At 35.6% G+C, this 25,100-nt stretch carries 22 protein-coding genes; 16 read left to right on the top strand and 6 right to left on the bottom strand.

Annotation, left to right across the window (positions count from 1 at the left end; genetic code table 11):
• The first annotated feature begins 1 nt into the window (after window position 1).
• From D2K62_RS04165 to D2K62_RS04145, 5 genes are read left to right on the top strand one after another with little or no spacing between them, the layout of a single operon-like run.
• Window positions 2–1,048, top strand: coding sequence for a HEAT repeat domain-containing protein (locus tag D2K62_RS04165; protein WP_117160949.1), 1,047 nt, complete (start codon window positions 2–4; stop codon window positions 1,046–1,048).
• Window positions 1,049–2,452 (top strand): glycosyltransferase family 2 protein, encoded by a 1,404-nt coding sequence (locus D2K62_RS04160; protein WP_112180532.1) that lies wholly within the window; start codon window positions 1,049–1,051, stop codon window positions 2,450–2,452.
• Window positions 2,449–5,667: a hypothetical protein gene (locus D2K62_RS04155; RefSeq protein WP_112180533.1), complete on the top strand. Its 3,219-nt coding sequence runs from the start codon at window positions 2,449–2,451 to the stop codon at window positions 5,665–5,667. The genes D2K62_RS04160 and D2K62_RS04155 overlap by 4 nt, the downstream gene beginning before the upstream one ends.
• Window positions 5,668–5,669: 2 nt before the next feature.
• Entirely contained in the window at window positions 5,670–6,038 is a 369-nt protein-coding gene (locus D2K62_RS04150; RefSeq protein WP_112180534.1) for a response regulator transcription factor, read from the top strand.
• On the top strand, window positions 6,028–8,904 hold the full coding sequence (locus D2K62_RS04145; protein WP_117160948.1) for an ATP-binding protein: 2,877 nt from the start codon (window positions 6,028–6,030) through the stop codon (window positions 8,902–8,904). Before D2K62_RS04150 ends, D2K62_RS04145 begins: the two co-directional genes overlap by 11 nt.
• A 129-nt stretch (window positions 8,905–9,033) precedes the next feature.
• On the opposite strand, the gene D2K62_RS04140 is transcribed toward D2K62_RS04145, so the two are convergent.
• Window positions 9,034–9,741 carry a lysophospholipid acyltransferase family protein gene (locus D2K62_RS04140; RefSeq protein WP_112180536.1) on the bottom strand — a complete coding sequence of 236 codons (708 nt, stop codon included), beginning with the start codon at window positions 9,739–9,741 and terminating at the stop codon, window positions 9,034–9,036.
• Between the two features lie 323 nt (window positions 9,742–10,064).
• Between D2K62_RS04140 and D2K62_RS04135 the strand changes: the two genes are divergently transcribed.
• From D2K62_RS04135 to D2K62_RS04120, 4 genes are all read left to right on the top strand, one after another.
• Entirely contained in the window at window positions 10,065–11,318 is a 1,254-nt protein-coding gene (locus tag D2K62_RS04135; protein WP_112180537.1) for an ATP-binding protein, read from the top strand.
• 205 nt (window positions 11,319–11,523) lie between these two features.
• Window positions 11,524–11,724, top strand: coding sequence for a cold-shock protein (locus D2K62_RS04130; protein ID WP_112180538.1), 201 nt, complete (start codon window positions 11,524–11,526; stop codon window positions 11,722–11,724).
• 429 nt (window positions 11,725–12,153) lie between these two features.
• Entirely contained in the window at window positions 12,154–12,873 is a 720-nt protein-coding gene (locus tag D2K62_RS04125; RefSeq protein ID WP_232824289.1) for a TetR/AcrR family transcriptional regulator, read from the top strand.
• 18 nt (window positions 12,874–12,891) lie between these two features.
• Window positions 12,892–14,943, top strand: coding sequence for a CocE/NonD family hydrolase (locus D2K62_RS04120; protein WP_117149500.1), 2,052 nt, complete (start codon window positions 12,892–12,894; stop codon window positions 14,941–14,943).
• Window positions 14,944–15,001: 58 nt separating this feature from the next.
• On the opposite strand, the gene D2K62_RS04115 is transcribed toward D2K62_RS04120, so the two are convergent.
• On the bottom strand, window positions 15,002–15,541 hold the full coding sequence (locus D2K62_RS04115) for a GbsR/MarR family transcriptional regulator (protein ID WP_112180541.1): 540 nt from the start codon (window positions 15,539–15,541) through the stop codon (window positions 15,002–15,004).
• Between the two features lie 262 nt (window positions 15,542–15,803).
• Between D2K62_RS04115 and D2K62_RS04110 the strand changes: the two genes are divergently transcribed.
• Genes D2K62_RS04110 through D2K62_RS04090 form a run of 5 tightly spaced genes read left to right on the top strand, consistent with a single transcriptional unit; the run spans window position 15,804 to window position 20,403 of the window.
• Window positions 15,804–16,925 carry a betaine/proline/choline family ABC transporter ATP-binding protein gene (locus D2K62_RS04110; protein WP_117149499.1) on the top strand — a complete coding sequence of 374 codons (1,122 nt, stop codon included), beginning with the start codon at window positions 15,804–15,806 and terminating at the stop codon, window positions 16,923–16,925.
• Window positions 16,926–17,567 carry an ABC transporter permease gene (locus D2K62_RS04105; protein ID WP_117160947.1) on the top strand — a complete coding sequence of 214 codons (642 nt, stop codon included), beginning with the start codon at window positions 16,926–16,928 and terminating at the stop codon, window positions 17,565–17,567. It begins immediately after the preceding gene.
• Window positions 17,568–17,600: 33 nt separating this feature from the next.
• The gene (locus D2K62_RS04100) at window positions 17,601–18,512 is read left to right on the top strand and encodes an ABC transporter substrate-binding protein (RefSeq protein WP_117149497.1); all 912 of its coding nucleotides are present in this window, start codon (window positions 17,601–17,603) and stop codon (window positions 18,510–18,512) included.
• A gap of 48 nt (window positions 18,513–18,560) precedes the next feature.
• Window positions 18,561–19,202, top strand: coding sequence for an ABC transporter permease (locus D2K62_RS04095; protein WP_117149496.1), 642 nt, complete (start codon window positions 18,561–18,563; stop codon window positions 19,200–19,202).
• Between the two features lie 19 nt (window positions 19,203–19,221).
• Window positions 19,222–20,403 carry a M20 family metallopeptidase gene (locus D2K62_RS04090; protein WP_112180546.1) on the top strand — a complete coding sequence of 394 codons (1,182 nt, stop codon included), beginning with the start codon at window positions 19,222–19,224 and terminating at the stop codon, window positions 20,401–20,403.
• 295 nt (window positions 20,404–20,698) lie between these two features.
• Here the strand turns inward: D2K62_RS04090 and D2K62_RS04085 are convergent, their stop codons facing one another.
• A complete protein-coding gene (locus tag D2K62_RS04085) occupies window positions 20,699–21,346 on the bottom strand; it encodes a glycoside hydrolase domain-containing protein (protein WP_117149495.1) in 648 nt (215 codons plus the stop codon).
• 435 nt (window positions 21,347–21,781) lie between these two features.
• On the opposite strand from D2K62_RS04085, the gene D2K62_RS04080 reads away from it, so the two are divergent.
• Window positions 21,782–22,468: an alpha/beta fold hydrolase gene (locus tag D2K62_RS04080; RefSeq protein WP_255421352.1), complete on the top strand. Its 687-nt coding sequence runs from the start codon at window positions 21,782–21,784 to the stop codon at window positions 22,466–22,468.
• Window positions 22,469–22,611: 143 nt separating this feature from the next.
• Window positions 22,612–23,436 (top strand): metallophosphoesterase, encoded by an 825-nt coding sequence (locus tag D2K62_RS04075; RefSeq protein ID WP_117160946.1) that lies wholly within the window; start codon window positions 22,612–22,614, stop codon window positions 23,434–23,436.
• Window positions 23,437–23,468: 32 nt separating this feature from the next.
• Here the strand turns inward: D2K62_RS04075 and D2K62_RS04070 are convergent, their stop codons facing one another.
• The 3 genes from D2K62_RS04070 to D2K62_RS18685 all read right to left on the bottom strand — a co-directional run bounded on the left by D2K62_RS04070 (window position 23,469) and on the right by D2K62_RS18685 (window position 24,980).
• A complete protein-coding gene (locus tag D2K62_RS04070) occupies window positions 23,469–23,984 on the bottom strand; it encodes a nucleotidyltransferase family protein (RefSeq protein WP_112180549.1) in 516 nt (171 codons plus the stop codon).
• 80 nt (window positions 23,985–24,064) lie between these two features.
• Window positions 24,065–24,361: an antibiotic biosynthesis monooxygenase family protein gene (locus tag D2K62_RS04065; protein ID WP_117149494.1), complete on the bottom strand. Its 297-nt coding sequence runs from the start codon at window positions 24,359–24,361 to the stop codon at window positions 24,065–24,067.
• A 454-nt stretch (window positions 24,362–24,815) separates the two neighbouring features.
• On the bottom strand, window positions 24,816–24,980 hold the full coding sequence (locus tag D2K62_RS18685; RefSeq protein ID WP_157967393.1) for a hypothetical protein: 165 nt from the start codon (window positions 24,978–24,980) through the stop codon (window positions 24,816–24,818).
• Window positions 24,981–25,100: the final 120 nt, after the last annotated feature.

Raw genomic sequence — 25,100 nt, 5'->3', positions numbered from 1 at the left:
TATGCTAAGTGGAGAACTTTTTGCTTTATCGGTATTAACCGTTTTTATTTTCGTGTTATTGACTTTTCTTTTAGGTTATTTACTAATTAGAAAAGCACGAGAAAATAGAAGTCGTAAGCGAATTAAACAGTATAAAGAAAATTATAAAGCCTCGGTCTATGACTATTTAGTTACGGGTGATTCCTCCCGATTACTTCGTCCAAGTGGGAAAGAAAGAAAATTGGCGATAGAGGAACTGTTAAGTGATTTCTCAAATGTATTAGAAGGGGAAGATGAAAAGAAAAATCTCTCCAACTATGCAACACTTTACTTAACCGAGACATATCGTAGTTATCTAAAAAGCAGACAGTGGAGTAAACGGATGAATACATTGTTTCTTATCGAAGACTTATATATGGATGGATTAGCCGAAGATGTCAAGAAAAACATAGTGGATCATCCGAGAGTGACGAAGGAAGAAGTTGTCCAAGCTTTATCTATATTAGCACGTTTTAAAAATCCAGAACTTTATTATTATATCGATTTAAAAAGCGAACAACTTTTAGAATTTGATCTTCGTACTATTCTTCGCAGGGTAGAAGATGATGAATTTAACGTTTTTTTAGATAATTTTAAAAAAGAAGCACCTGCGCTTCAATATGCAGTAGTAGAAAAAATAGGGAACTCGAAAGATATAGAATCTATTTCCTTTTTAGAGTCGATCTATCAAGAATATAAAGGTGAAATAAAAATACGTGCATTAAAAGCTATTGTAAAGATTGGATATGTAAATGATATAACGGACTATTTACCTTTATGTGAATCTAGCTCATGGCAAGAAAGAATGCTTGTTGCCAGGTTGTTGAAAATAGAACAAGATCAACGTTCACAAAACTGCTTAAAAAAGTTACTTCATGATGAATCCTGGTGGGTAAGGTCACAAGCAGGGGAGAGTTTAGCTAGTTTTCAAGATGGTTTCGAAATTTTAACAACTATTACACAGGAAAGTCAGGATGCGTATGCACGTGATATGGCGAATGAATGGTTGAATAAAGGAGTTATCACTTAAATGGATTTGCAAACAATTATCCAACTCTATGCGTGGGGAATTGCAATTTATATGATTATTGTAATTACCTTTTATACGGTTATTCTTTTTTTCTCAACGCTTCAAGTGAGAAAACAATATCGCCTAAATCGAACGGAGCCATATGAAAACTATCTAGATGAGAGTTTTACAAGACCTATTTCTGTTATAGTGCCTGCATATAATGAAGAAGCTGGTGTTGTCCAAAGTGTCCGATCATTGTTGACGATAAATTATCCCGAATTTGAAATTATTGTTGTAAATGATGGTTCAAAAGATCAGACATTAACGATTATGCTTGAGAAATATGAAATGGTTAAAATCGATAAAGTAGTTAGAAAACAACTTCAAACAGAAGAGGTACAGGCTATTTATCAATCTAAAATCCTTCCAAATTTATATATGATAGATAAGAAAAATGGAGGAAAAGCAGATGCATTAAATGCAGGGTTAAATGTATCGCATTATCCTTATTTTTGTTCGATAGATGGTGATTCAGTCTTAGAAAGTGATGCTTTTTTGAAAGTAATGAAGCCCATTATAGATTCAGGAGAGGATGTAATTGCATCTGGCGGTAGTGTACGAATTGCAAATGGGTGTGATATCCGAAATGGTAGTTTAGTTAAAATCGGTCTTTCCAATGCGCCAATTGTTGTCATGCAAGTAATTGAGTATTTGCGTGCTTTTTTAATGGGAAGAATTGGTTTAAGTCGCCATAATTTGTTGTTAATTATCTCTGGAGCATTTGGTGTTTTCTCAAAGCACTGGGTTTTAGAGGCGGGTGGTTATAAGCGCAATACGGTTGGAGAAGATATGGAGTTAGTAGTACGCCTGCATTGTTTGATTAAAGAAAAAGGTTTAAAAAAGAAAATAGTTTATGTTCCTGATCCAGTTTGTTGGACAGAAGTGCCAGAAAGTTTTGGTGTATTACGAAGTCAAAGAAGACGCTGGCATAAAGGACTTTTTGAAAGTTTATGGAGTCATCGCAAAGTTACTTTCAATCCTAAGTATGGGGCAATTGGGTTTGTCTCGTTTCCATATTTTTGGATCGTAGAGTTTTTTGGGCCAATTGTCGAACTCTCGGGTTATCTGTTCATTCTATTCACTCTCTTTAGTGGTGGCGTGTATATTGAATTCGCTATTTTATTATTTTTATTATCTGCACTTTATGGTTCTGTTTTTTCAATGGCATCTGTTTTATTAGAAGAATGGAGTCTGCGTAAATATCCAAAAGTATCAGATATCGTTAAGTTATTTTTATTTGCTCTAACAGAAACGCTTTGGTATCGCCCACTTACGGTTCTTTGGAGATGTGAAGGGATATGGCAAATTATCCGCCGTGACCATAGTTGGGGCGAAATGAAAAGAAAAGGTGTATCGAAATGAAAAAGCTATCAATTAAAGGTCCACGTCTATTTATTCTCTATATTGTATTGTTACTTATTGTACTTACTAGTCCATTTTGGCTTTGGCAGCTAAAGCCCGCAGAAGAGCTTGATATATTAATTGTCGATAAAACCGTTCCGAATTTATCCTATCAGGAGCATCAAGGTCTTACTTGGATTTTAAATAACAATAAATATCAGAAAACAGATGGAACTGACTATGTAATGGGACAAGATTATGTAGGGTTTCACCCAACAAGTAATCAAGAATATACGATTAGTAATTTACCTGAAGAACTTGATGGATATCCATTGATTTATTTAACTGATCTGTATGGGGTTTATGAAGATGAATTCTATGGTGCAAATGAAACTGGTGATCAATCAGAATTAATCTATGGTGGCTTACAAGATGAGGAAGTAGACAGATTAGAAGAGACGTTGTATGACAATGGCAATACACTTATTGCAGAATTTAATACATTTGCAAGCCCGACAGAACCTGCTATTCAAGATAGAATGTATAATCTATTAAATATTAAATGGAGTGGCTGGATGGGGCGGTATTTCTCTGATCTAACGAATACGGAAGTGCCAAACTGGGTAAAAGAAAACTTAGCGAATCAAGGACAAGAGTGGGACTATCAAGGTTCTGGGTTTGTCTTTATTAATAGCGAGGATTTTGTCCATGTGGTCTCAGAAGATGGGCTCACGGCAGAAGGTATCCAACTTGAATCAACAGAAAACGGTGAAGCCTTTTTTGGCAAGGAAATTCGTACAAGTTATGGCTATTGGTTTGACGTGATCGCTGCAAATGATGAGGAGGAAGTTTTAGCTACCTATTCACTTCCTGTAAAGGAGAACGAACAGGCTACGCTTGAATCTTTTGGTATTCCAACGCAGTTTCCAGCAATTGTGCAGCAACAAAATGCTAGCTTTACGACGTATTATTTTGCAGGAGATTATGCAGATCAAGCAGAAGTCCCTGGAATATATCAAACTGAAGGATTAGGCTTTCTACGTAAGCTCCAAGGTAATCAAGACTTTTATTGGGATGCTTATGTACCATTAATGAAATCGGTTCTGAATCAGGTAGACGAAAAAACAGTCGAACAAGAACCAGTTAGTATTGTCGAGAATAATGGTATACAAACAAATGCGCAAACAGGTTCTTCCTATATTCAACTATACAAGGATGGCGAATGGGAAGATTTTTTAATTAAAGGTGTAAATATGGGCATCACAAAAGCGGGGTCTTTTCCTGGTGAAACAGCTATTACGAAAGAGGAATACTTTAGCTGGTTTCAACAAATAGGCGATATGAATGCCAATTCCATTCGAGTTTATACAATTCATCCACCAGGATTTTATGAAGCGTTATATGCGTATAACCAACGTGCAGAGAACCCATTATACGTATTTCACGGTCTGTGGGTGAATGAAGAAGATATGTTGAGCGCCCAGGATGCTTTTTCACCTGAAATAGTCGAAGATGTGGAAGCAGAAATAGAGCGAGTAGTTGATGTCATTCATGGTAATGCGGACTTACCAGAACGCCCAGGACATGCCTCTGGTAGCTATACAAAGGATGTTTCTCCCTATATATTAGGGATTATTTTTGGAACAGAGTGGGACCCATATGTTGTGCAAAGTACAAATGATAAATGGGAAGGGATGTCGCAGTTAGCTGGCGAATTTGTGGAAACAACAGTTGCTTCTCCATTTGAGATCTGGCTTGCTCAAATGATGGAATATACGGCTGCATATGAAACAGAGCAATATGATTGGCAACATGCGCTTAGTTTTACCAATTGGGTTACAACTGATTTACTGGATCATCCAGTTGAACCATTAGAACAAGAAGATCTCGTTTCGATTAATCCGAATCATATAAGTACAACGGATCAGTTCACAAGTGGTATGTTTGCTTCTTATCACGTTTATCCGTACTATCCTGATTTTTTAAACCTAGATCCTGACTACACCAATTACTTGGATCAGACGGGTGAAAAGAATAACTATGCGGGCTACTTAAATGAGTTAAGACAAGCACATCAAATGCCTGTTCTTGTAGCAGAGTTTGGTGTACCTGCTTCACGTGGTCTAACCCATCGAAATGTGCACGGTATGGATCAAGGATTTCTATCAGAAGTAGAGCAGGGCAATAGTAATCAAAAACTATTTGAGTCAATTGTACAGGAAGATTATGCAGGGGGTCTGGTATTTTCTTGGCAGGATGAGTGGTTCAAGCGAACATGGAACACGATGGATTATGATAATCCAGACAGAAGGCCTTACTGGAATGACGCCCAAACAAATGAACAACATTTTGGTTTGCTGAGCTACGATGCAGGTACGTTAGATACGGCTATTTATGCTGATGGGAATACCGGAGACTGGGAGCGAAAAGGGATAGATCCAGTCTATCAAGCTTCTGATTCAGAATCATTCTTAAATCAATTATACGTAGACGCAGATGAAGAAAATCTCAACATTCGCATCGATTTAGAAAGACCAATTGATTGGGACAAGGATGATCTCTATCTTGCATTTGATACGATTGAAGCGCAAGGACAAACTGATTTAGCTCTAGGTAACGACCAACAAGTCTCGTTTGATTTTGCTACAGATTTTAAATTGGAGTTACCAAATCCAGAAGAAGCGCGGCTAGTTGTCGATAGTTATTATGATGTATTTTACTATCAATATGGCGAAGATTTAGAAATGATTGAAGCAAATGAATATGCCAAGCAAAAAGATAATGGTGTCTTTCATCCGATTCGTTTAGCTTTAAACAAGGAGTTAATCGTTCCTACGAAGGATGTTACATTACCGTTTGAATCTTATGAGACAGGAAAACTTCTTTTCGGAAATGGCAACCCAACTAGTGAAGATTATTATTCTTTAACCGATATAAGCATTAGTGCAGATAAAATGATGCTAGAAATACAGATTCCATGGCTATTATTAAATGTAAAAGATCCAAGTTTAAAAGAGGTAATTGGTGATATATATAACGGTGGTTTAGCAAGTAGCAATTTCATTGATGGAATAACAATTGGAATGGTTGCATTGGAGAATGAAGAAGTAATCCAGCAAGCTGAAGCGTATTATGAATGGGACACTTGGAATCAACCCACCTATCATGAGCGTTTAAAACCGTCCTATTATATCATGCAGGAGCTATATCAAACTATTCAATTGGTGGAGGAATAAATGTGAAAAAGATTTTATTAGCAGAGGATGAAGAAGTCCTTCGTATGTTGATTGTTGATACGATTGAAGATGGTGACTTTGAAATAGATGAAGCGGCCGATGGCAAAGAAGCATTAACGAAAATTGCTGAAAATGATTATGACCTACTTATATTGGATTATATGATGCCACAAGTTACGGGAGTGGAAGTAATAGAAGAAGTACGAAAGAATCCATTAAAAAATAGTGTTAAAATCCTGATGTTATCAGCAAAAAATCAGCAATATGAACAAGAGAAAGTATTAGCAGTTGGAGCTGATTACTTTATGGCTAAACCGTTCAGTCCATTAGCCTTATTAGATAAAGTAGAGGAAATTTTAAATGAAAATTAAAGGTTATTTAGACCAAAGTTTATCCTTGCAATTTGTTGGTTTAATGGCTCGCTTTCTCCTCTTTATCATAATTGGAGCGGTTATTATTACGATTGGTTATATCCAGTTAAATGCATATCACGCAGCCCAAGATGAAACACTCGAGCGAAAAGAAACGATTATCCAACGAATTGATACGAGTTTTAATCAAGCATTTTTCGATTTTAGAGGCTATTTTGCCTATAATAATGAGGTATTAAAAGATAGTGGATATGCACAGGAAGATAAATTACGTTCCTTTATAGCAGATTTTCAAGAAGTAGCGGTAACAAATGAAGACTTTATTTTTATTGAAAATGTTAGAGAGTTTTTGTCGTACTATTATACTGATTTAATCCCTGTTATGATTGCTGATTATGAACAAGGAAATGTCGACGAGATTCAAACTATTGCGAATGATGGCGTGACAAATAAGCTAGAAATTTTTCAGGAAGAAGTACGTAGCTATCGGTTGAAAGTCGATGGTCAAATTGAATCGAATTATAAATTACATGCTGAGCGTAATGGGTATGTGTTGCTGGTGGTCGGACTTTATTTAGCAGGCATTATTTTTCTGTTATTCAGGATGACACGGACAATGTTTATCAATATTGGTAGACCGATAAGTGAATTTGCAGGAGTGGCTAATGAAATTGCTACTGGTAAAGATGCCGATATGAATTTTATGAGTGATCGAAAAGATGAACTGGGTCAATTGTCAGATGCCTTTAAGAAGATGGTTAAAACTTTACAAAGTAAGGAACAGGATCTTCTGGGCCAAAATGAAGAATTGATCGCACAGCAAGATGAATTAGAAGTGCAAAAAGAAGAGTTAGAAAATGTACTTATTCATTTACAACAAAGTGAAAATAACTTGAAGCTTCGAAATGAATTTGTCAAAGGAATTTCAAATTCATTAAATAAACAAACAGTATTACAAGAAATAATCGTGAATATGTGTAAAGTAACAGAAGCAGATCAAGGTATTATTTCATTTTTAGAAGAAAAAGATTTTGCTTCCTATGGCGTATCAAAAGCTGGAGAAGTGCAATTTCTTGCTAATCTAGATAATGGTTTACATGAAAGATTAATGCAGTCCAAAAATAGTTTTACCGTTACACGTGAATTAGAACAAGATGAGAAAGGTCTTCATGAAGGAAAAAGTTATGCTTATGATTTATATTTCCCTGTAATAGATGTGGAAAATGAAGTCGGAGCAGTACTTGTTTTAAGTCGTTATGGAACACCTTTTCCTACGGATAAAATTGAAGAGTACGAAGGGTTTACTAAACAGATTTCAATTTCGTTGGAAAATATACAAATGTACGATAAAACAGAAGGTGATCGCAAACGCAATCAAGCTATTTTAAATACTGTATTAGAAGGCATTCAATTGGTAGACTTAAACGGGCAAACAGTTCAAGTAAACCAAAAATTACGCTCGGTCTTTAGTTGTCAAGATTGGAATGCAGAAATTATCGGTCTGTCAGCTGCTGAATGGACAAATGAAATGGTAGCACACGTAGAAGATAAAGAAGCATTTAAGGCATTTTTCTCAAGAGCGATAGAAGCTGAAGAAATGGATGACTTCTTCCAGTATACGTTACAAAACAAAAACGAAATTTATAAAGTATATGCAACTAGTTTATTTGATGAAGAAGAGAAAATTGGTACTGTTTTTGTGCACCGAGATATTACAAAAGAAGCAGAAATTGATCAAATGAAGTCGGAATTTGTTAGCACGGTGAGTCATGAATTACGAACACCATTAGCTAGCATTTATGGCTATACAGAGTTAATGCTGAATCGTACATTAAAGCCAGAAAAACAGAAGAAATACCTGACAACCATTTATCAAGAAACAACACGTTTAACTTCTTTAATAAATGACTTTCTTGATGTGCAGCGTATGGAAGCAGGAAAACAGAGCTACGCAAAAAAATATGTTGATCTAGTAAAAATAATTGATAAAGTAGTCGATACGCAACAGATAAACGCGTCACTTCATCACTTTAACGTAATAATTGATTCTGACCATACCACGGTGCTTGGTGATCAAGATAAGCTGGAACAAGTATTTACCAATCTTATCAGCAATGCCATCAAGTACAGTCCAGATGGTGGAGAAATAGCTATTCAGTTATATCAAGACGGAAACTATCTTAAAACTGCAATTAAAGATGAAGGCTTAGGAATTCCTAAGGATGCATTGGCTAACCTATTCGCTAAATTTTATCGTGTTGATAATTCTGATCGCAAGACAATAGGTGGAACAGGACTTGGCCTTTCAATTGTGAAGGAGATTAGCCATGCACATGATGGGGATGTAGCTGTTTCTTCTGAGTACGGTAAAGGTAGTACATTCACGCTATCCTTACCATTAGTTGAGTCGATAGCTACTACAGAGACTTCTCCTGAAAATGAAGTAGTAGAAAATGCCTTTACTGTTTTTGTGGTGGAAGATGATTATAGTCTTGCTACTTTGATTGAACAGGAATTGAGGGAAAATAAATTCTCTGTTTACCACTATACTAAGGCACTAGATGCTATCAATCAATTGAGTCATCATATGCCAGATGCAATTGTACTTGATTTAAATCTTGAAAAAGGTGAAATGGATGGTTGGGAGTTTATGGGTGAACTGAAGAAAATGGATGCTAAATATAGTGATATTCCGATTATTATATCTTCTGCCCTTGAAGAAAAGGATAAAAGCTTTGCACTCGGAGCTATTGATTATCTAGTAAAACCTTATAAAGCAAGTGATTTATCTAGAACAATTCTACAAATTTTATTGATGAAAGAAAAACGTGGTCAAATTTTTATCCCAGATGCGGATAAGAAATAGATCCTTTAGTAAAGATGGTTGATGATTTATACAAACATTAATCTTTTAGAAAAAAGTATAAAAAGAACGCAGATACTGCAAATGGACATGATGTCATTTGGTTAGTATCTGCGTTTTTTATTTGATAAGTTATAAATGTTTCTTTATTTGTGTTAAAACTTCTGATGCTAGTTCGCTTGTATCTTTGAAGTCGCGTGAATCAATTGGATCAGAGTAGTGAACAGCAACTTTCGCTGGTGTATTGCCACCTTTTTTACCAATTAATTTATACGAGTCTTTAAAGGTAACGGGGATTACCTTTACGCCTGCCTTAAGTGCAATTCGTAGACTGCCTGATTTAAAATCACCAATCTCTGGCCCTTTGCTTCGCGTTCCTTCTGGAAAAATCGCGAGAGGATGTCCTGATTTTAAACTTGCAATAGCCTGATTAATTGCCTTAAGCGAGTTACGTGCATTACCTCTATCGATAAATACGCACCCTCGTTCTTTCATCCAATAACCCAATAACGGAATTTTCTCCATTTCTTTTTTTGCAACAAAGGCCATTGTTTGTGGTGCTGTCGAATATAAAATTGGAATATCCATATTACCTTGATGATTTGCAACATATAAGACAGGTTCATCTAACGGAATATTTTCCGTACCTGTTACGGTTAAGTCAGCACCTGAAATTTTAATTAATTTTTTAGTGCATTTTAATATTATTTTATCCATAAGCATTAATTTTTCTTTGTTTTTACCAGCTTTATTTAATTTATTTATAGCAAATGATTTATTTGCCTTACTTAAAATATAACCCCACATATAACCTTGAAATACTAGCGTTCGCATAGGCATAGTATTATTCTCCTTTTCATGTTAGCTATTCTACTGCCATCATACAAGAAATATCGACGCGTAATAAGTCACAAATGCTCATGTTTTAGATGACATATGTCATGTATCGTATGGTTTATTTGAATAAAAACCTTGTTCATTTGAAGCAGACAGAAAAATTAATTAAAAGCGGAACTAGTGACTTTGGAGTTTAACATTTTATTTTATTGTAAAAGTAGTGTTAAGTTTATTCGTTTATTTACTTTTATCTGTAATTTTTTCCTAATGTTATTGTAAAAAAAACCACTATGTGGGAAAATACGTATATATAGAGGGGTGATTGAATGATATTTAATTTTGACGAATTATTGATTAATTTTTTGTTTATATTTATACCGTACTTTATATTTCAAACATTCTGGCTTGATAAAGGAAAATCAAATCATAAATATACTGATTTTATAATTGTTATTTTACTCAGTTTAACTATTACATTTTGTATGGCTCACCCAATTAGGTTTTCAGACGGGATTATTTTTGATTTAAGACAAATTCCATTTATAATAGGATTGTTTTATTTTGGTTGGCGTTTCGGTCTAGTGTTATATTTAACAATACTGGTTAATCGGCTTTTTATTGGTGGCGAAGGTTTTTATATCACTTTTTTAGTTACTACATTTATGTTAATTTTCATATCACTATTTAAAAATAAATATGATTGCTTTGGTATCAAAGGGAAGATAACATCACTTACTGCAGCCGCTATTTTTTCATCTATAGCTATTGTTCTATTATCTCATGCAACGATTCAACCCCTATCTTTTGAACAGAACCTTACCTCAATAAATTTCATTATCATTCAAGGTTTAAGTATGCTTATATTCGCATATATCATACAAAATTCAATACAAGTTATAAAAATTCGAGAAGAATTACTAGAAACAGAGAAATTGAAGGTCGTTAGTGAATTGGCTGCAAGCGTATCACATGAAGTCCGTAATCCGATAACTATAACAAAAGGCTTTTTGCAATTGCTTATGACGCCAGATCTTTCAAATCAAAGCAGAATGAGTTATGCTGCTTTGTCATTAAAGGAATTGGAACGAGCAGAAAATATTATAACGGATTATTTATCTATTACAAAAGCAAAACCTGATAGTTACGTTGTTTCTACGATGGAGTCAGATATTGAATATGTTGTCAGTGTATTATCGCCTTACGCAGCCATACATAATGTCGATATAATAACTAAATGTAATAACCAATTAGTTGTGAAGTATAATCAAAATCAGCTGCAACAAAGTTTTATAAACATTGCTAAAAACTGTATAGAGGCCATGCCAGACGGTGGTGTGTTATCGATTGAAACAGGAGTTAATAAAAATAATGTTATTGTTTCTATCAAGGATAGTGGTTGTGGCATGACTAAAAAGCAACTAACAAAACTTGGAACACCTTACTTCACTACAAAAGAAACTGGGACGGGCTTAGGTATGACAGTTAGTTATAATGCGATTCATCAGATGAATGGAACGATTAAGGTATACAGTACAATAGGAACGGGCACGGAATTTAATATTACATTACCGGGTGCGTAAGTAATTATGTAATAATCGCTATAAAAATTCCAATTGATGCAAAAAAATAGAAAAAACTTGCATTTAAAAAAATCCCATGCTATAGTAAAGAAGTTATTTGTGTTTGGTGTGTAAGGAGTAAGTATTTAAACTTTTCGCCTTTGATATCTAATTGAGCATTGATAGTAATAAATTGTGGAATATATCCACATAGGAGGAAACAAACATGCAAGAAGGTACAGTAAAATGGTTTAACGCAGACAAAGGTTTTGGTTTCATCGAAATTGACGGAGGAGAAGACGTATTCGTTCATTTCTCAGCTATCCAAGGCGAAGGATTTAAATCACTTGACGAAGGTCAAAAAGTTACATTCGAAACTGAAGAAGGCCAACGCGGACTTCAAGCTACTAATGTAAACAAAGCGTAATAGCTTTATAATGAAAGGACTCTATTCTGTAGAGTCCTTTTTTATTTGTGAAAAGGGGCCAGGACCTGTTAAGCGACAATTTGTCGCTTAACAGGTCCTGGCCCTTTTTTGCTTTTCTGATAGACGCTTTAATTCGGCGGAGCGCACGATAATCCGGCGGAAGAGGGCCATAATTCAGCGGAGTGCCCGATAATCCGGCGGAAGAGGGCCATAATCCGACGGAGCGCATGATAATTCGGCGGAAGAGGGCCATAATCCGACGGAGCGCATGATAATTCGGCGGAAGGAAGCGATAATCCGACGGAGCACAAGATCATTTTTTACCGATCGACCTTTGACAAAAAAAGTGAGTTTGTTATAATGAACATGTTCATAAGAAAAACACGTTCACAAAATGAATCAATTTTACCAACAATAAGTAGAAGATAAATGCTAGTAGAAAGGGAAGCGAAGATGAACAGTGAAAAGAAGGAAATACAACGAGCAAGGATGTGGCGTTATTTTCTTGATGCAGCAACGGAAATGATTGAGCAGGATGGAATGGACCATGTCACGATTCGCAAAATTGCAGATCGAGCTGGCTTCACAAGCTCTACTGCTTATAATTATTTTAAAGATCTTTCCCATTTAAAATTTTTTGCATCGATGCGTTTTACAACAGACTATATAAATGATTTACCAGATTATTTAAGTAAAGGTGAAAATACGATAGAGAACTGGTTATACTCATGGGAATGTTTTTGTAAGCATTCTTTTGAAAGACCGGAGATTTATGAAATTATTTTTATGGAAGATCTAGGTGGATCTGTGGATGACTTATTAGAAGATTATTACAAGATATACAAAGAAGATTTAATTGGGTTACCCGAAGAAATTAAACCAATTGTATTGGAATTAAATTTTTCTAAAAGAAGTAGCCTCTATTTAAAAGATGCTGTAGAAGAAGGATTTATTTTAGAGGAAGATGTTGATCTATTAGCTGATACAACATTGATGATTTGGAAGGGTATGATGAATACCGTGTTAAATCGACGCAGAAGGTATACCAAGGAAGAAGCTGTCCAAAAGACGCTTTCTTTTGTTTATGATTATGTCCGACGTGTCGTTGTAACAGATAAACAAAAAGAAATTAATTACACCATAAGATAAGACGAGAGGTTGTGCAAAGTGGTTTTTAATATTAAAGATTCAGATAAACGTACAGTGAAAACAGATTATCCAAGAAAAATTAAAAAAATAGAACATGTATGGATTCCAATGTCTGACGGTGCTAAGTTAGCTGCGACAATCTGGCTTCCAACAGACGCAAAAGAGAAACCGGTACCAGCTATTTTGGAATACATTCCATATCGAAAAAATGACTTTACCGCTATCCGAGACTCAGCAAGACATCCTTATTTTGCCGGCCATGGTTATGCAAGTATACGTGTTGATATTCGTGGTTCAGGTGACTCTGATGGCATTTTACTTGATGAGTACATCAAACAAGAACAAGATGATGCATTGGAGATCTTCGATTGGGTTGTTAAACAAGACTGGTCAACAGGTTCAATTGGAATGATCGGTAAATCGTGGGGTGGATTTAATGGTTTGCAAGTCGCAGCAAGACAACATCCTGCATTAAAAACAATTATTACACTAGATTCCACAGATGACAGATATGCAGATGATGTGCATTATCGTGGTGGTAACGTGTTAGCTTCTGACATGCTTTGGTGGTCATCCACTATGTTTGTTTATAATGCAAGACCACAAGATCCACAAGTAGTAGGTGAAAGCTGGAGAGAAAACTGGTTGGATCGACTTGAAAACACGCCGCCATTAGTTGAAGAATGGATGAGACACCAACGGAGAGATGCTTATTGGAAGCATGGATCGATATGTGAAGATTATTCAGCTATTCAAATCCCTGTATTTGCGATTAGTGGTTGGCAAGATGCTTATACGAATACCGTTTTCCGTCTGCTCGAAAACTTGCCAAAAGAGAGTAAAGGATTAATTGGCCCATGGGCACATGAATATCCAGAAGTTGCGACACCAGATCCAGCTATTGGCTTTTTACAAGAGTGTTTGCGTTGGTGGGATCAGTGGTTAAAGGGAATTGATACTGGAATAATGGATGAACCAAAATTAACTTCGTGGATCCAAGATAGCGCATTACCACAAGTAACCTATACAGAACGCCCAGGTAAATGGGTAGGTGATACATCATGGCCATCTACAAATGTAAAAGATAAATCATTGTGGCTAAAAGATGGAAAGCTAATGAATGAAGCTAGGGAAGGCGAGAAAGTTCTGATACCAAGTGTGCAAGAACATGGTTTTTATACAGGTGTATTCTGTCCGTTCGGTCAACCTGGTGATTTGCCTGGCGATCAGCGTCTTGAAAACGGGAAATCAGTTGTTTATACTTCCGATCCACTTGAAGAAACAACCGAACTATTAGGACATCCTATATTTCATGCAGAGATTTCATCAGATCAAGAAAATGCACTGTTAAATGTTCGGCTCTGTGATAAAGCACCAACTGGAGAATCAACGTTAATTAGCTGGGGGATGTTAAATCTGACACATCTTTCGTCACATGAGCATCCAGAAAAACTGGTACCCGGCAAGAAGTATAAGGTTGAAATTAAATTGGATGCTCTAGGACAAAACTTACCTAAAGGACATCAACTTGAAGTAGCAATTTCACCAACCTCTTGGCCACAAGCTTGGCCGTCAGCAAAACCGGTTACGCTCACACTTTATAGTGGGAAAGAGACAAGGTTAACGATACCTGTACGAACACCGCAAGCTGAAGATGTTAACGCTGGAAACTTTGAAGCACCAGAAACAGCAGAAATAATGGAAAAAGAAGTACTTCGTGAAGAAAAGCGTACGCGTGAAGTAAGACATGATCTGATTAACGGTGTATGGAAATTAGAAGACTTTTCTGATGAAGGGGAACGAAGACTGCCACATAACGGTATAGAATATGGTAGTACAAATGCAAATACATTTACAATTGAAGAAAATAGGCCATTGTCTGCACATGTAAAATGTGATTGGGAATTGAAATTAGGTAGAGCCGAATGGCAAACGAAACTAGTTAGTAGTAGTGAAATGACTAGTGATGAAAAGACTTTCTATCTGACTAATACATTGACAGCTTATGAAAATGAAGAAGAGGTATTTCATAAACAATGGAAAACAGAAATTCCAAGGGATTTTGTTTAAAAGAATTTCCGAGGAAATAAAAAATAGTAAGCATCTAATCGATGCTTACTATTAAATCTTACTTTTCATCTTTTTTAGGAACATGATTGAAGATGTCGTGTGATTCAAATAAATCGACTAAACGTTCAATCCACTCAAAATATTCTTGGGACTTTTCGGATTCATCGATAAGTATTTGTGCTTGTTGTTTTGCTTCAGCATCTAGCGTTTGATCTTGAAGTGCTTTCTTTAAGTCTAGCTTATTCTTTTGTTCAGAATGTTTGTTGCGTTGCACAACTTTCTTCCAGTTAGATGTGAATAGAGAAATGAAATTCTGATAATAATCTGGATCGACCGTATAAAAGTCTTTGCGAGAACCTTTAATGAAAACTTTCTCAGCAAGATTCAGATCGACCATTTCTCTTAATACTTGACTCATTCTGGTTTTGCTCATACCAGTTTTGTCCGCTAGTGTACCCAAGTCAAGTGGCTCGCCTGCAAAATAAATGAAGGCATAAACACGACCAATCGTACCAGGGAAACCATAAGATTTCATATTTTCAGCTACTTGCTCTATCGTGCGATTATAAACTGTTTCTAAATAGTGATTATTTTCCATCAATACCAACTCTTCTAAATTTAGTTAGTAACAGATTAGCATAGTTGGAACAAAATAGGAAGTGTCTGATCGTGTCGGAAAACAGAGAAAAATGAAGTAAATGTATAAACGTAAATGTTGTACACATTATAAACTTAATATTTTATAAAGTTTGTGCAATTATAAGTTTATACGGGGTTTTATTCTTTTACAGATCAACTATATAATTGTATGAGTGAAAGCACGTGAAAAATTACTTTTTGAAAGATGAGGGGGAGAACTCTTGATTCAATTAAAACAGATAAACAAAGTTTATGATGATGGTTTTCAAGCATTAAAAAATATTGATCTTACATTTGAAGAAGGCAAAATTAATGTATTAATCGGTCCAAGTGGTTGTGGTAAAACAACAACAATGAAATTACTTAACAAGTTAACAGAACACACGGATGGCCAAATTTTGATTGATGATAAAGATATCAATGATATAAATCCGATACAGCTTCGCCGACAAATGGGATATGTAATTCAAAGCATTGGTTTATTTCCACACATGACGATCTACGATAATGTAGCAACAGTTCCAAAGCTACTAAAGTGGGATAAATCACGTACTAGAAAACGGGTAGAAGAGTTACTAAATATGGTGGATTTGGCACCAGAAACTTACATGAAACGTTATCCTTCCGAATTAAGTGGAGGACAGCAACAACGAATAGGTGTTATTCGAGCGCTTGCTGCAGAACCTTCTACAATTCTTATGGACGAGCCCTTTAGTGCATTAGATCCAATCAGTAGAGAACAACTACAGGATGAACTCGTTCGCCTTCAAAAAGAAATCAAAAAAACAATTGTATTTGTAACCCATGATATGGATGAAGCAATCAAGATTGCAGATCAAATCATTCTAATGAAGGGTGGCGAAATTGTACAAAAAGGATCCCCAGAGGAGATTCTAACTAACCCAGTTAATGACTTCGTTAAAGAATTCATTGGATCAGATAGACTTGGTAAAGCTAAAAAACTACCATCTGCAGCTGATCTTCTCGTAACAGAGACTATTACACTTTCTCCCGATTTAACTATGGAAAAAGCAATAGAAGAAATGGTTGCCAACAATGTTGCAGAACTGCCAGTTGTCGATGGTCAAGAGAATTATTTAGGTGTACTAAGTCTTTATAAGGCTTTAGCAAATAAAGAGGCACGCCTATCAGAAATAGTTGATAATTCAGTCATTACTATCTATGAAACAACTGATCTTAATTTAGCGATGGGTGACTTAAGCAAATCAAAATCTATTATTCCTGTTCTTTCGGAAGATAAGAAATTTGTTGGAATTATTGAAAACAGTACATTGTTCAAAACTCTTCATCAAATATATGAGAGTAAGAGTGGTGTGGCTTAAATGGAAATAATTTTAGATTACATTGATTTTTGGCAGAGAAAATATGATTCTATACTTGGTTATACCTATGAACATATTTTGATTTCCTTTACGGCTATTCTAATTGCTATTGTTATATCTGTTCCATTAGCCATTTATATGACAAAAATGAAAAATGAAAAGCTGAAAAACGTGATATTTAATATCGCTAATATTTTTCAAACAATACCTACGATTGCCTTATTAGCAATCATGATACCTATTTTAGGTATTGGATTTAAACCAGCTGTCGTAGCGCTTTTCTTATATGCGCTCCTACCTTTGTTACGGAATACATATGCTGGGGTCCAGTCGATAGATCCAGGTATTGTCGAGGCTGCTAAAGGAATGGGTTTTAATACGTTTCAACGTTTGTTTAAGGTAGAGTTACCTGTTGCAATACCTTATATTATGTCAGGTATTCGCGTTACAACAGTTTATGTAATCAGTTGGACAACTTTAGCTGCTGTAATTGGTGCTGGTGGTTTAGGTGGACTAGTACTTGCTGGTATTGGGTTTAATGATAAAGAAATGATTTTTACCGGAACGATACTAGCAATTGGTATCGCGCTATTACTAGATTTTGTTTTTGCAAAAATTGAAAAAGGCCTTTCTAAAGCCTAAAATAAATAAAAATGAAAAAGGGGACAATACATTATGAGAAAGATGTTATTTGCAAGTTTATTCGCAGTATTAATGTTAGCACTAGCAGGATGTGGAGATAGTGAATCAGCTGATGGCGGAACAACACTTGAATACGGTGCACAATCCTATACAGATCCGAAAATCATGAGCCAAATTGTTAAATTATTAGTAGAAAACCAAACAGATCACGAAGTAAATATTACAGAAGATATTCAAGCAAGCCCACAAATTATGGCTGCTTTAGATCGTGAAGAGTTTGACATCGCAACACTTTATTCTGGTGAAGTATACAATAACCACTTTGATGAAGATGAAGTAGAATATTCAACAGATCCACAACAAACGATTGAACAGGCACAAGAATTATTTGGTGCAGAGTATGACATGAAATGGTATGACTCAATTGGATTTAGTAACCAATACGGTATTGCAGTCCAAGGTGATTTTGCAGAAGAAAATAATATTACAACAATGACTGATCTTGGTGAATATGCTGACGAATTAATCGTAGGTACTGATAGTTCATGGATTGAAAGAGAAAATGACGGCTATACAGGCTATCAAGAAGCATATGGATATAGCTTTGAAGATGTAAGAGGTATGGAAGTTTCGCTTATGTATGAAGGTATTAATAATGATGAATTAGATGTTGTTACGGCTTATACAGTTGACCCACAAATTTTAGAGTATGATTTAAAATTATTAGAGGATGACGAAAACTTCTTCCCTCCATATGATGCATCACTAGTTGCAAGAAATGAAATTATTGAAGAATATCCAGAAGTTAGCGACATTCTTGATTCCATTGTTGGTTTAATTAGTACGGAAGAAATGACACAATTAATTCACGAAGTAGATATTAATCGACGCACTCCTGAAGAAGTTGCAGCAGAATTCTTAGAAGAAAAAGGTATGCTTGAATAAGTGTTGCACTATTTTGTAAAATAAAATCTTTAAAAAAGGTGATTTGACATGAACTTTATCACTGAACTTGGTCAATATATGCTAGAAAATTATGCAGAACTATTAGCGTTAACAGTAGAACATATATTAATGGTTGCCTACGGGATTGCTCTTGCACTCCTTGTAGGTATTCCCTTAGGTATTCTTGCTGCAAAATTTGAAAAAGTAGCACCATATATTCTTTCTTTAACAAACATTTTGCAATTAGTACCTAGTTTAGCTATGTTAGCAATCTTAATGATTTATTTTGGTTTAGGATTTGAAACAATGGTTATTGGATTGTTCTTCTATTCTTTATTACCAATTGTAAGAAATACGTATGTAGGCATACGAGAAGTAGAAGATGGCATCACAGAGGCTGGTATCGGCGTTGGTATGACATCGTTACAACTGTTAGCAAAAATTCAGATACCACTGTCGATTCCATTCTTAATGGCAGGGTTACGTGTTGCTTCTGTTATAGCAGTATCAGTTGCTTGTATTGGGCCGTATATCGGAGCAGGCGGTTTAGGAAAAGAAATAATCTCTGGTATTAGTCTTCAATCAGATGTGAAAATCTACGCTGGTGCTATTCCTGCAGTATTATTAGCAGTTATTGCGGATTTCATTTTAGGTAAAGTTGAGAATAAGACAAAAGAACGAACAACGTAAGATAGGAGTGACGATTCATTTGAAAAAACAAATTTTTTCGAAACTAGACGAATTGTATGACGAAATGGTTGATATACGTCGACACTTACACATGAATCCAGAGTTGTCTTTTCAAGAACATGAAACAGCTAAATTTATTGCGGACTATCAGAAAAAATTAGGATTAGATGTACAGACTAATGTTGGTGGTTTAGGTGTTATTGCGACATTAAAAGGCGCTAAACCTGGTAAAACCGTAGCAATTCGTGCGGATTTTGATGCTTTACCAATAGAAGAAGAAAATGATGTACCATATAAATCTCAAAATCCTGGTGTGATGCATGCTTGTGGCCATGATGCCCATACGGCGATTGCGCTTGGAATGGCTAAAGCTTTAGTCAGTGTAAAAGATGAGCTAGAAGGTACCGTTGTCTTTATTCATCAACATGCGGAAGAAGAAGATCCAGGTGGGGCGAAATCGATGATCGAAGCCGGTGCATTAGAAGGTGTCGATGCTATTTTTGCCACACATATGGAAAACTATATTCCGGTTAATCATATTTCTCATAGTGATGACTATATTTTTGGATCATCTGATGACTTTGTGATCGAAATAAAGGGTGTTGGTGGACATGCAGCATTTCCACATGATACAACCGATGTAATTGCGATTGGAAGTCAACTTGTTAGTAACTTACAACAAGTAGTGAGCCGGAAAGTAGATCCATTAAAGGCGGCTGTCTTGACGATTGGTTCGTTCCAAGCTGGCAGTAAAGCTAATGTTATTTCTGGTACTGGCATAATGGAAGGGACAGTAAGGACATTTGATAAAACTGTTCGTCAAGAAATGCATGACTGGATCCAGCAGATTACCGAACATACATGCAAAGCATTTGGTGCAGATTATCATATTGATTATCAATTTGGTTACCCAGCCACTAAAAACGATAAAACGATGAATCAATTGCTTGTTAATGCAGCAAAAGATGTATTACCAGCAGAAAATATTAAAGCAGAACCACCAACAATGGGTGCTGAGGATTTCTCTTACTTTCTTGAAAAAAAACAAGGAACCTATTTCTTCACAGGATCCGCGAATGAGGAGAAAGGATTTATTTATCCTTACCATCATCCAAAATTTGATATCGATGAAAAAGCACTTGAAAATGGTGCGAAAGTATTAACAGCAGCGATTTTTGATTTTTGGAAAACATACAATTGATTAGTGAAAAACACTTATGTATATTATGCATAAGTGCTTTTTTTATGAAATGCGTGCTGGTGATTTAATCAGTGAGAATGATAAATTTAACATTGTCCTTTTTGTTTAAGCGTGATATAGTATTATAGCGATGAGCTATTTTGTGTAAGTCGAAGGATTTGCTCTAGGGCTAAACGTTGAATGTGGTCAACGGTTCTTCGCCTCAAAACGTACATGACACGTGATTTTAATTGCGTGTATAAAAAAAGTCGGTACCAGCAATGGTACCGACTTTTTTGTATATAAATTTTATTATTCACCACAAAATATTGTGTAAGCGCCGATTGATCAGGTTCGTGTTAATCGCATATGTTGGAGCATCTCTCCCATATTGCCATGCCCAAATGTTAGCAGTGCAATTTGGTGTTGATGGTTCGAACTTCGGTGCTTTTCTCTGTTTTGAAATACCTGTATCAGGTTCCGCGCTCCAAAGTACAGCTTGGACTGCTATTTGATCGTTTTCTGATACTGCTTGGCAGTATGCAGAACTGAAATCACCCTGATTCGGATCATTATAAAATCCTGGTTTATACCCAGTTGGATACATTGCTTCTACATAACCAACGACCCAATCCTTATCTACCTCTAATAGGTTCTCAATATTTGCAAAAATAATCGTGCCTTCTGGAATACCAAGTCGTCTAGCATGGAAAACGGCATTTTGCGCCATCGTTCGTCCTTCTCTACTACCTATAGCAGTTGCGAATTTACTGTAAATTGGTAAAATTTTTGTCCCACTATTATGTAAAAGTTCTACCTCTGTTTGGGTTAACCCTTCAGTAACACCTTCCACCGATGTTATATATCTTCCCCAGTATTCCGGTTTTCCATATTTTTTTAAAACAGAGTTATATAAATCTTTTGTTACATTAGTTGTTGAATCTACTCCCCACAAATAGCTCAATTACAAAACCCTCTCCATACAAAGTGTCGTTTGTACATGTATATGTCCACAGAATCCTTCTATGAATAGATACTAGATTTTCTTAAGTTTCTGTTGACCTAGATGGGAAATAGTAATTCGACGGAAGGAGCGGATAATTCAGCGGAAGAAGCAGATAATTCGGCGAAGCGAGCGGTAATCCGACGGAAGGAGTGGATAATTCGGCGGAGCGAGCAAATAAGGTAATCAAAAAAAGGAGGACACGCAACTAGTTTGTTGTGTTGCATAGATTAGAGAATGGGCTAAAGGAAGGTGGTTATAATCGTGCATCACGAATATAAAGTACAGGTAGGCAATTATCAAATGAACACACGTTTTTACAATGAAAATAACTGTAGTGAGGTTGTCGTATTAATTCATGGGATTCCGACTAACTCTCATCTATAGGATCTTGTTATTCCTTACTTACAGGAAAGGTATGCGGTTCTTGCAGTTGATCTAATCGGCTATGTGGAATCAGATCGTGGACCGGCAAATGATTTGACATTACCAAAACAGGCTACGTATATTATTGAGGCTTTAGACCAGTATAATATACCCGCGGCACATGTTATCGGACATGATCTTGGTGGAGGCATTGCACAGATTCTAGCGGTTACACAACCAGAAAGAGTAAAAAGTCTCGTCGTAATTGATGGCGTTTGTTTTGCGAATTGGCCACTTCCAAAAGTTGTGTCGATTCGTTACCCTGTCGCTGAAGAATTTGTGCCGTCCCCTTTATTTATTGAAAGAATGTTACTTGAAGGACTCTATTATCCTTCGATGCTAACACCTGAGTTACTGCGCGCTTTTACGGAACCATTCGCAACACCAACAGGACCTGAAGAGCTTCAGCAAGCATCCTTTGCACTTAATCATCATCAAACAGAAGACCTCGTACCATACTTGCCAAACTTAACATGTCCGGCAACGTTTTTATGGGGGCAGCATGATCGCTATCTTGTTCCTTATTGGGGCTACCTTTTACATCAAACAGTACCACACTCAACTTTTAAACTAATTCCAAATGCTAATCATTATTCGATGATTGATCAACCAAGTATTGTTGCGGAGGAATTTTTAGCACATTTATCCCGATCTTAACAAAACGAGTCAACTACACGTCTTAGTAGTTGACTCATTGATTATTTAGAAAAAAATGCTAATGATTAAAGACAATCAAGCATCCGAATGGTAAAATAATGACACTAAGTAAGTTGATCACAGATAGAGATGGAGATGTAGAGATGAAAAAGGGAAAACAATTCATTATTATATCCAGCATTTTAGCGGTAGTTTCTACGGTAATTAAAATATATCATGATACTAATTTCTTTAAAGTACAACCTGTTCATATCCAAACTAAAAAAATACCCAAAGGATCTTCCTTTTCGATTTTACAGTTAAGCGATATACATAATAAAGTTTTTATAAATAATAATGAAATGTTCATTAATAAAGTTAGCAAAATTAATGCAGATGTAATTGTACTGACGGGCGATCTAATTGATAGGAAGACAAAAGAGTTAGTCCATGTATTTCATTTAGTCGAAAAGTTAATTGCAATCAATCCACGTGTTTATTTTGTATCTGGAAATCATGAATGGGATAATCCGAAACGAGAAGAACTATTTAATGGATTACGTAATCGAGGTGTGATCTTACTTGATAATAAAAGTCGCACGATCACCCTTGCAAATACAAGGCTCACGTTGATTGGTGTGGCGGATTTCACTACACAGCATGCGGATCTAGATCTGGCAATGCAGAGTCGTGAACAAGCGGATTACACTTTGTTATTATCACATGCGCCAGATATATCATGGATGCTAGCAGATACACCAATAGATGTAACACTTAGTGGCCATACACATGGTGGACAAATACGCTTTCCTTTCATTGGCGGTATCGTTGCGCCTGGACAGGGTTATTTTCCTAAATTGGATAAAGGGCTTTATCCTATGAAAAATGGAAAATATGTCTATGTTGATAGTGGAGTTGGGACAACATGGTTTCCAATCCGATTTCTTAATCAAAGCCAAATGAGCTTGATAAAGATAACGGGTGAATAACTTAGCTTTTCACAAGTTAATCGAAAGCCATGTTACATGTGGTGGATTTTTAGTTTTGGCCAAATAGATTGCCAATTCTTCTGTTTTATTCTCTCTTCATAAAGTAGCGCACGTTTTTCTGATGCTTTAAAATAAGTAGTTGGTCTTACTTCTAACTGAAGAACATCCTCAATGCCACATGGGGCAGTTAGAATGACATATCCCTGCGCATCTAATTTAACTCCAAGTGCAGTGGCTGTTTCTGGGAATTTTGAGATTGCATCTTCAGATGATTTATAGGGTGTTATGTCATTTGGAAGGTGCATTCTTGCTTCATTCTTAACGGACCAAGGTACATTAGGCAGCAGTTTTTTTAACGCAGCTTCTAAGTTCTTTTCTGTAACTTCATTTGTATTTTCTTTATCAAAATAAATCACGTCGATATCAGTCGGATTGGTCTTAACTGTAAATTCGTGAAGGGTATCCCAAATTTTCGCCCGTATAAAGCCAGCACAGATCCACCAATCAGGCAAATTCAATGTCTTTGCTGTCTGTAAAATAGTCATCATTTCACTGTCATCCTGAATACATTTGATAATATCATTTTTGTTTTTCAATATAGCCACATCTTTTCATGATTTATATATAACTAACGAAAATTGACGTTTTCAAAATGTTCTACCACTGGAAATGGATCATAGAAATGGTGTAATTGTTTTTTCCATTCTTGATAGCCGTTTGATTGTCTAAATCCGATTGTATGATCGTCAAGTGTCTCCCATTTAACTAACAATAAATATTTTCCTTTCACCTCTAAACAAGCCTGTAATTCGTGCGATATGTATCCTTTCATTGAAGAAATGATGGATGAAGCAGTACGAAATGCTTCTTCATATTCAAATTCTTTTCCTTGCTTAACCTGAAGGGCAACAGCCTCTAATATCATAAAATCTCTCCTTATTATATTTTTTTATTTTTTTTTGAAATAATTAAACGTACAAGCGCATTTAGAAAACCTATCAAGCAAATAAACAATACTGTATAATCTAGAAGATCAACATTATTCTTAGTATTCATGAAAATCAATTGCATTGTGAAAATAATAACAAGGACAAAACAACCAACTATGTGTATGATGTTTTCAATTTTTTGTTTTATAGTATTCCCCTCCATTTAAATCAAATAAAAGTAATAACTAATTATAACTCTCCTTCCCTTTATTTGGGATTATAACAGAAATCTAGTAGACTATTAATTATAAAATTGTTTTAAGGAACTAAATATGAAGGGATTTCATTGAATTTGGAGGATGCAAAAAAAGAGGCCTCCTTGGCGCGATAGAGAGTTTCATCGATGACCTCGAAATTAGGTAACAAAAGGAGATTTTTAACGCTTTTGTTCTAATCGTTGTATTTTTTTTGAAAATATTCTAGTGCTTCTTTTAGTTTATCATTCTCTTTTTTTAATTCTAAATTTTTTTCTTTATAGACTCTCAACATAAAACTGATGCCAATGAACATTACTAAAGCTGCAATTCCCCATGGATCAAATGATACGGAGTACAAACTTGATCACCTACCTTAATATCAGGGTGTATAACGTTAAACATTATTTCAAAAGATCTCCAATTAATTATAGCAGATTAAGCGAAAGAAGTAGTTAATCTTATTTGATAAAAAGTAATA

Origin of the sequence: Paraliobacillus sp. X-1268, from assembly GCF_003426095.1 — a bacterium.
GTDB classification, from domain to species: domain Bacteria; phylum Bacillota; class Bacilli; order Bacillales; family Amphibacillaceae; genus Paraliobacillus_A; species Paraliobacillus_A zengyii.
Note: the sequence above shows the minus strand (reverse complement) of the source record. Positions and strands in the feature narration are given on the sequence as shown.

Coding starts and splice junctions, on each gene's coding strand:
- D2K62_RS04165 (WP_117160949.1), top strand. CDS start 2: ATGCTAAGTGGAGAACTTTTTGCTTTATCGGTATTAACCGTTTTTATT.
- D2K62_RS04160 (WP_112180532.1), top strand. CDS start 1,049: ATGGATTTGCAAACAATTATCCAACTCTATGCGTGGGGAATTGCAATT.
- D2K62_RS04155 (WP_112180533.1), top strand. CDS start 2,449: ATGAAAAAGCTATCAATTAAAGGTCCACGTCTATTTATTCTCTATATT.
- D2K62_RS04145 (WP_117160948.1), top strand. CDS start 6,028: ATGAAAATTAAAGGTTATTTAGACCAAAGTTTATCCTTGCAATTTGTT.
- D2K62_RS04140 (WP_112180536.1), bottom strand. CDS start 9,741: ATGCCTATGCGAACGCTAGTATTTCAAGGTTATATGTGGGGTTATATT.
- D2K62_RS04135 (WP_112180537.1), top strand. CDS start 10,065: ATGATATTTAATTTTGACGAATTATTGATTAATTTTTTGTTTATATTT.
- D2K62_RS04130 (WP_112180538.1), top strand. CDS start 11,524: ATGCAAGAAGGTACAGTAAAATGGTTTAACGCAGACAAAGGTTTTGGT.
- D2K62_RS04125 (WP_232824289.1), top strand. CDS start 12,154: ATGCTAGTAGAAAGGGAAGCGAAGATGAACAGTGAAAAGAAGGAAATA.
- D2K62_RS04115 (WP_112180541.1), bottom strand. CDS start 15,541: ATGGAAAATAATCACTATTTAGAAACAGTTTATAATCGCACGATAGAG.
- D2K62_RS04105 (WP_117160947.1), top strand. CDS start 16,926: ATGGAAATAATTTTAGATTACATTGATTTTTGGCAGAGAAAATATGAT.
- D2K62_RS04100 (WP_117149497.1), top strand. CDS start 17,601: ATGAGAAAGATGTTATTTGCAAGTTTATTCGCAGTATTAATGTTAGCA.
- D2K62_RS04095 (WP_117149496.1), top strand. CDS start 18,561: ATGAACTTTATCACTGAACTTGGTCAATATATGCTAGAAAATTATGCA.
- D2K62_RS04075 (WP_117160946.1), top strand. CDS start 22,612: ATGAAAAAGGGAAAACAATTCATTATTATATCCAGCATTTTAGCGGTA.
- D2K62_RS04070 (WP_112180549.1), bottom strand. CDS start 23,984: ATGATGACTATTTTACAGACAGCAAAGACATTGAATTTGCCTGATTGG.
- D2K62_RS04065 (WP_117149494.1), bottom strand. CDS start 24,361: ATGATATTAGAGGCTGTTGCCCTTCAGGTTAAGCAAGGAAAAGAATTT.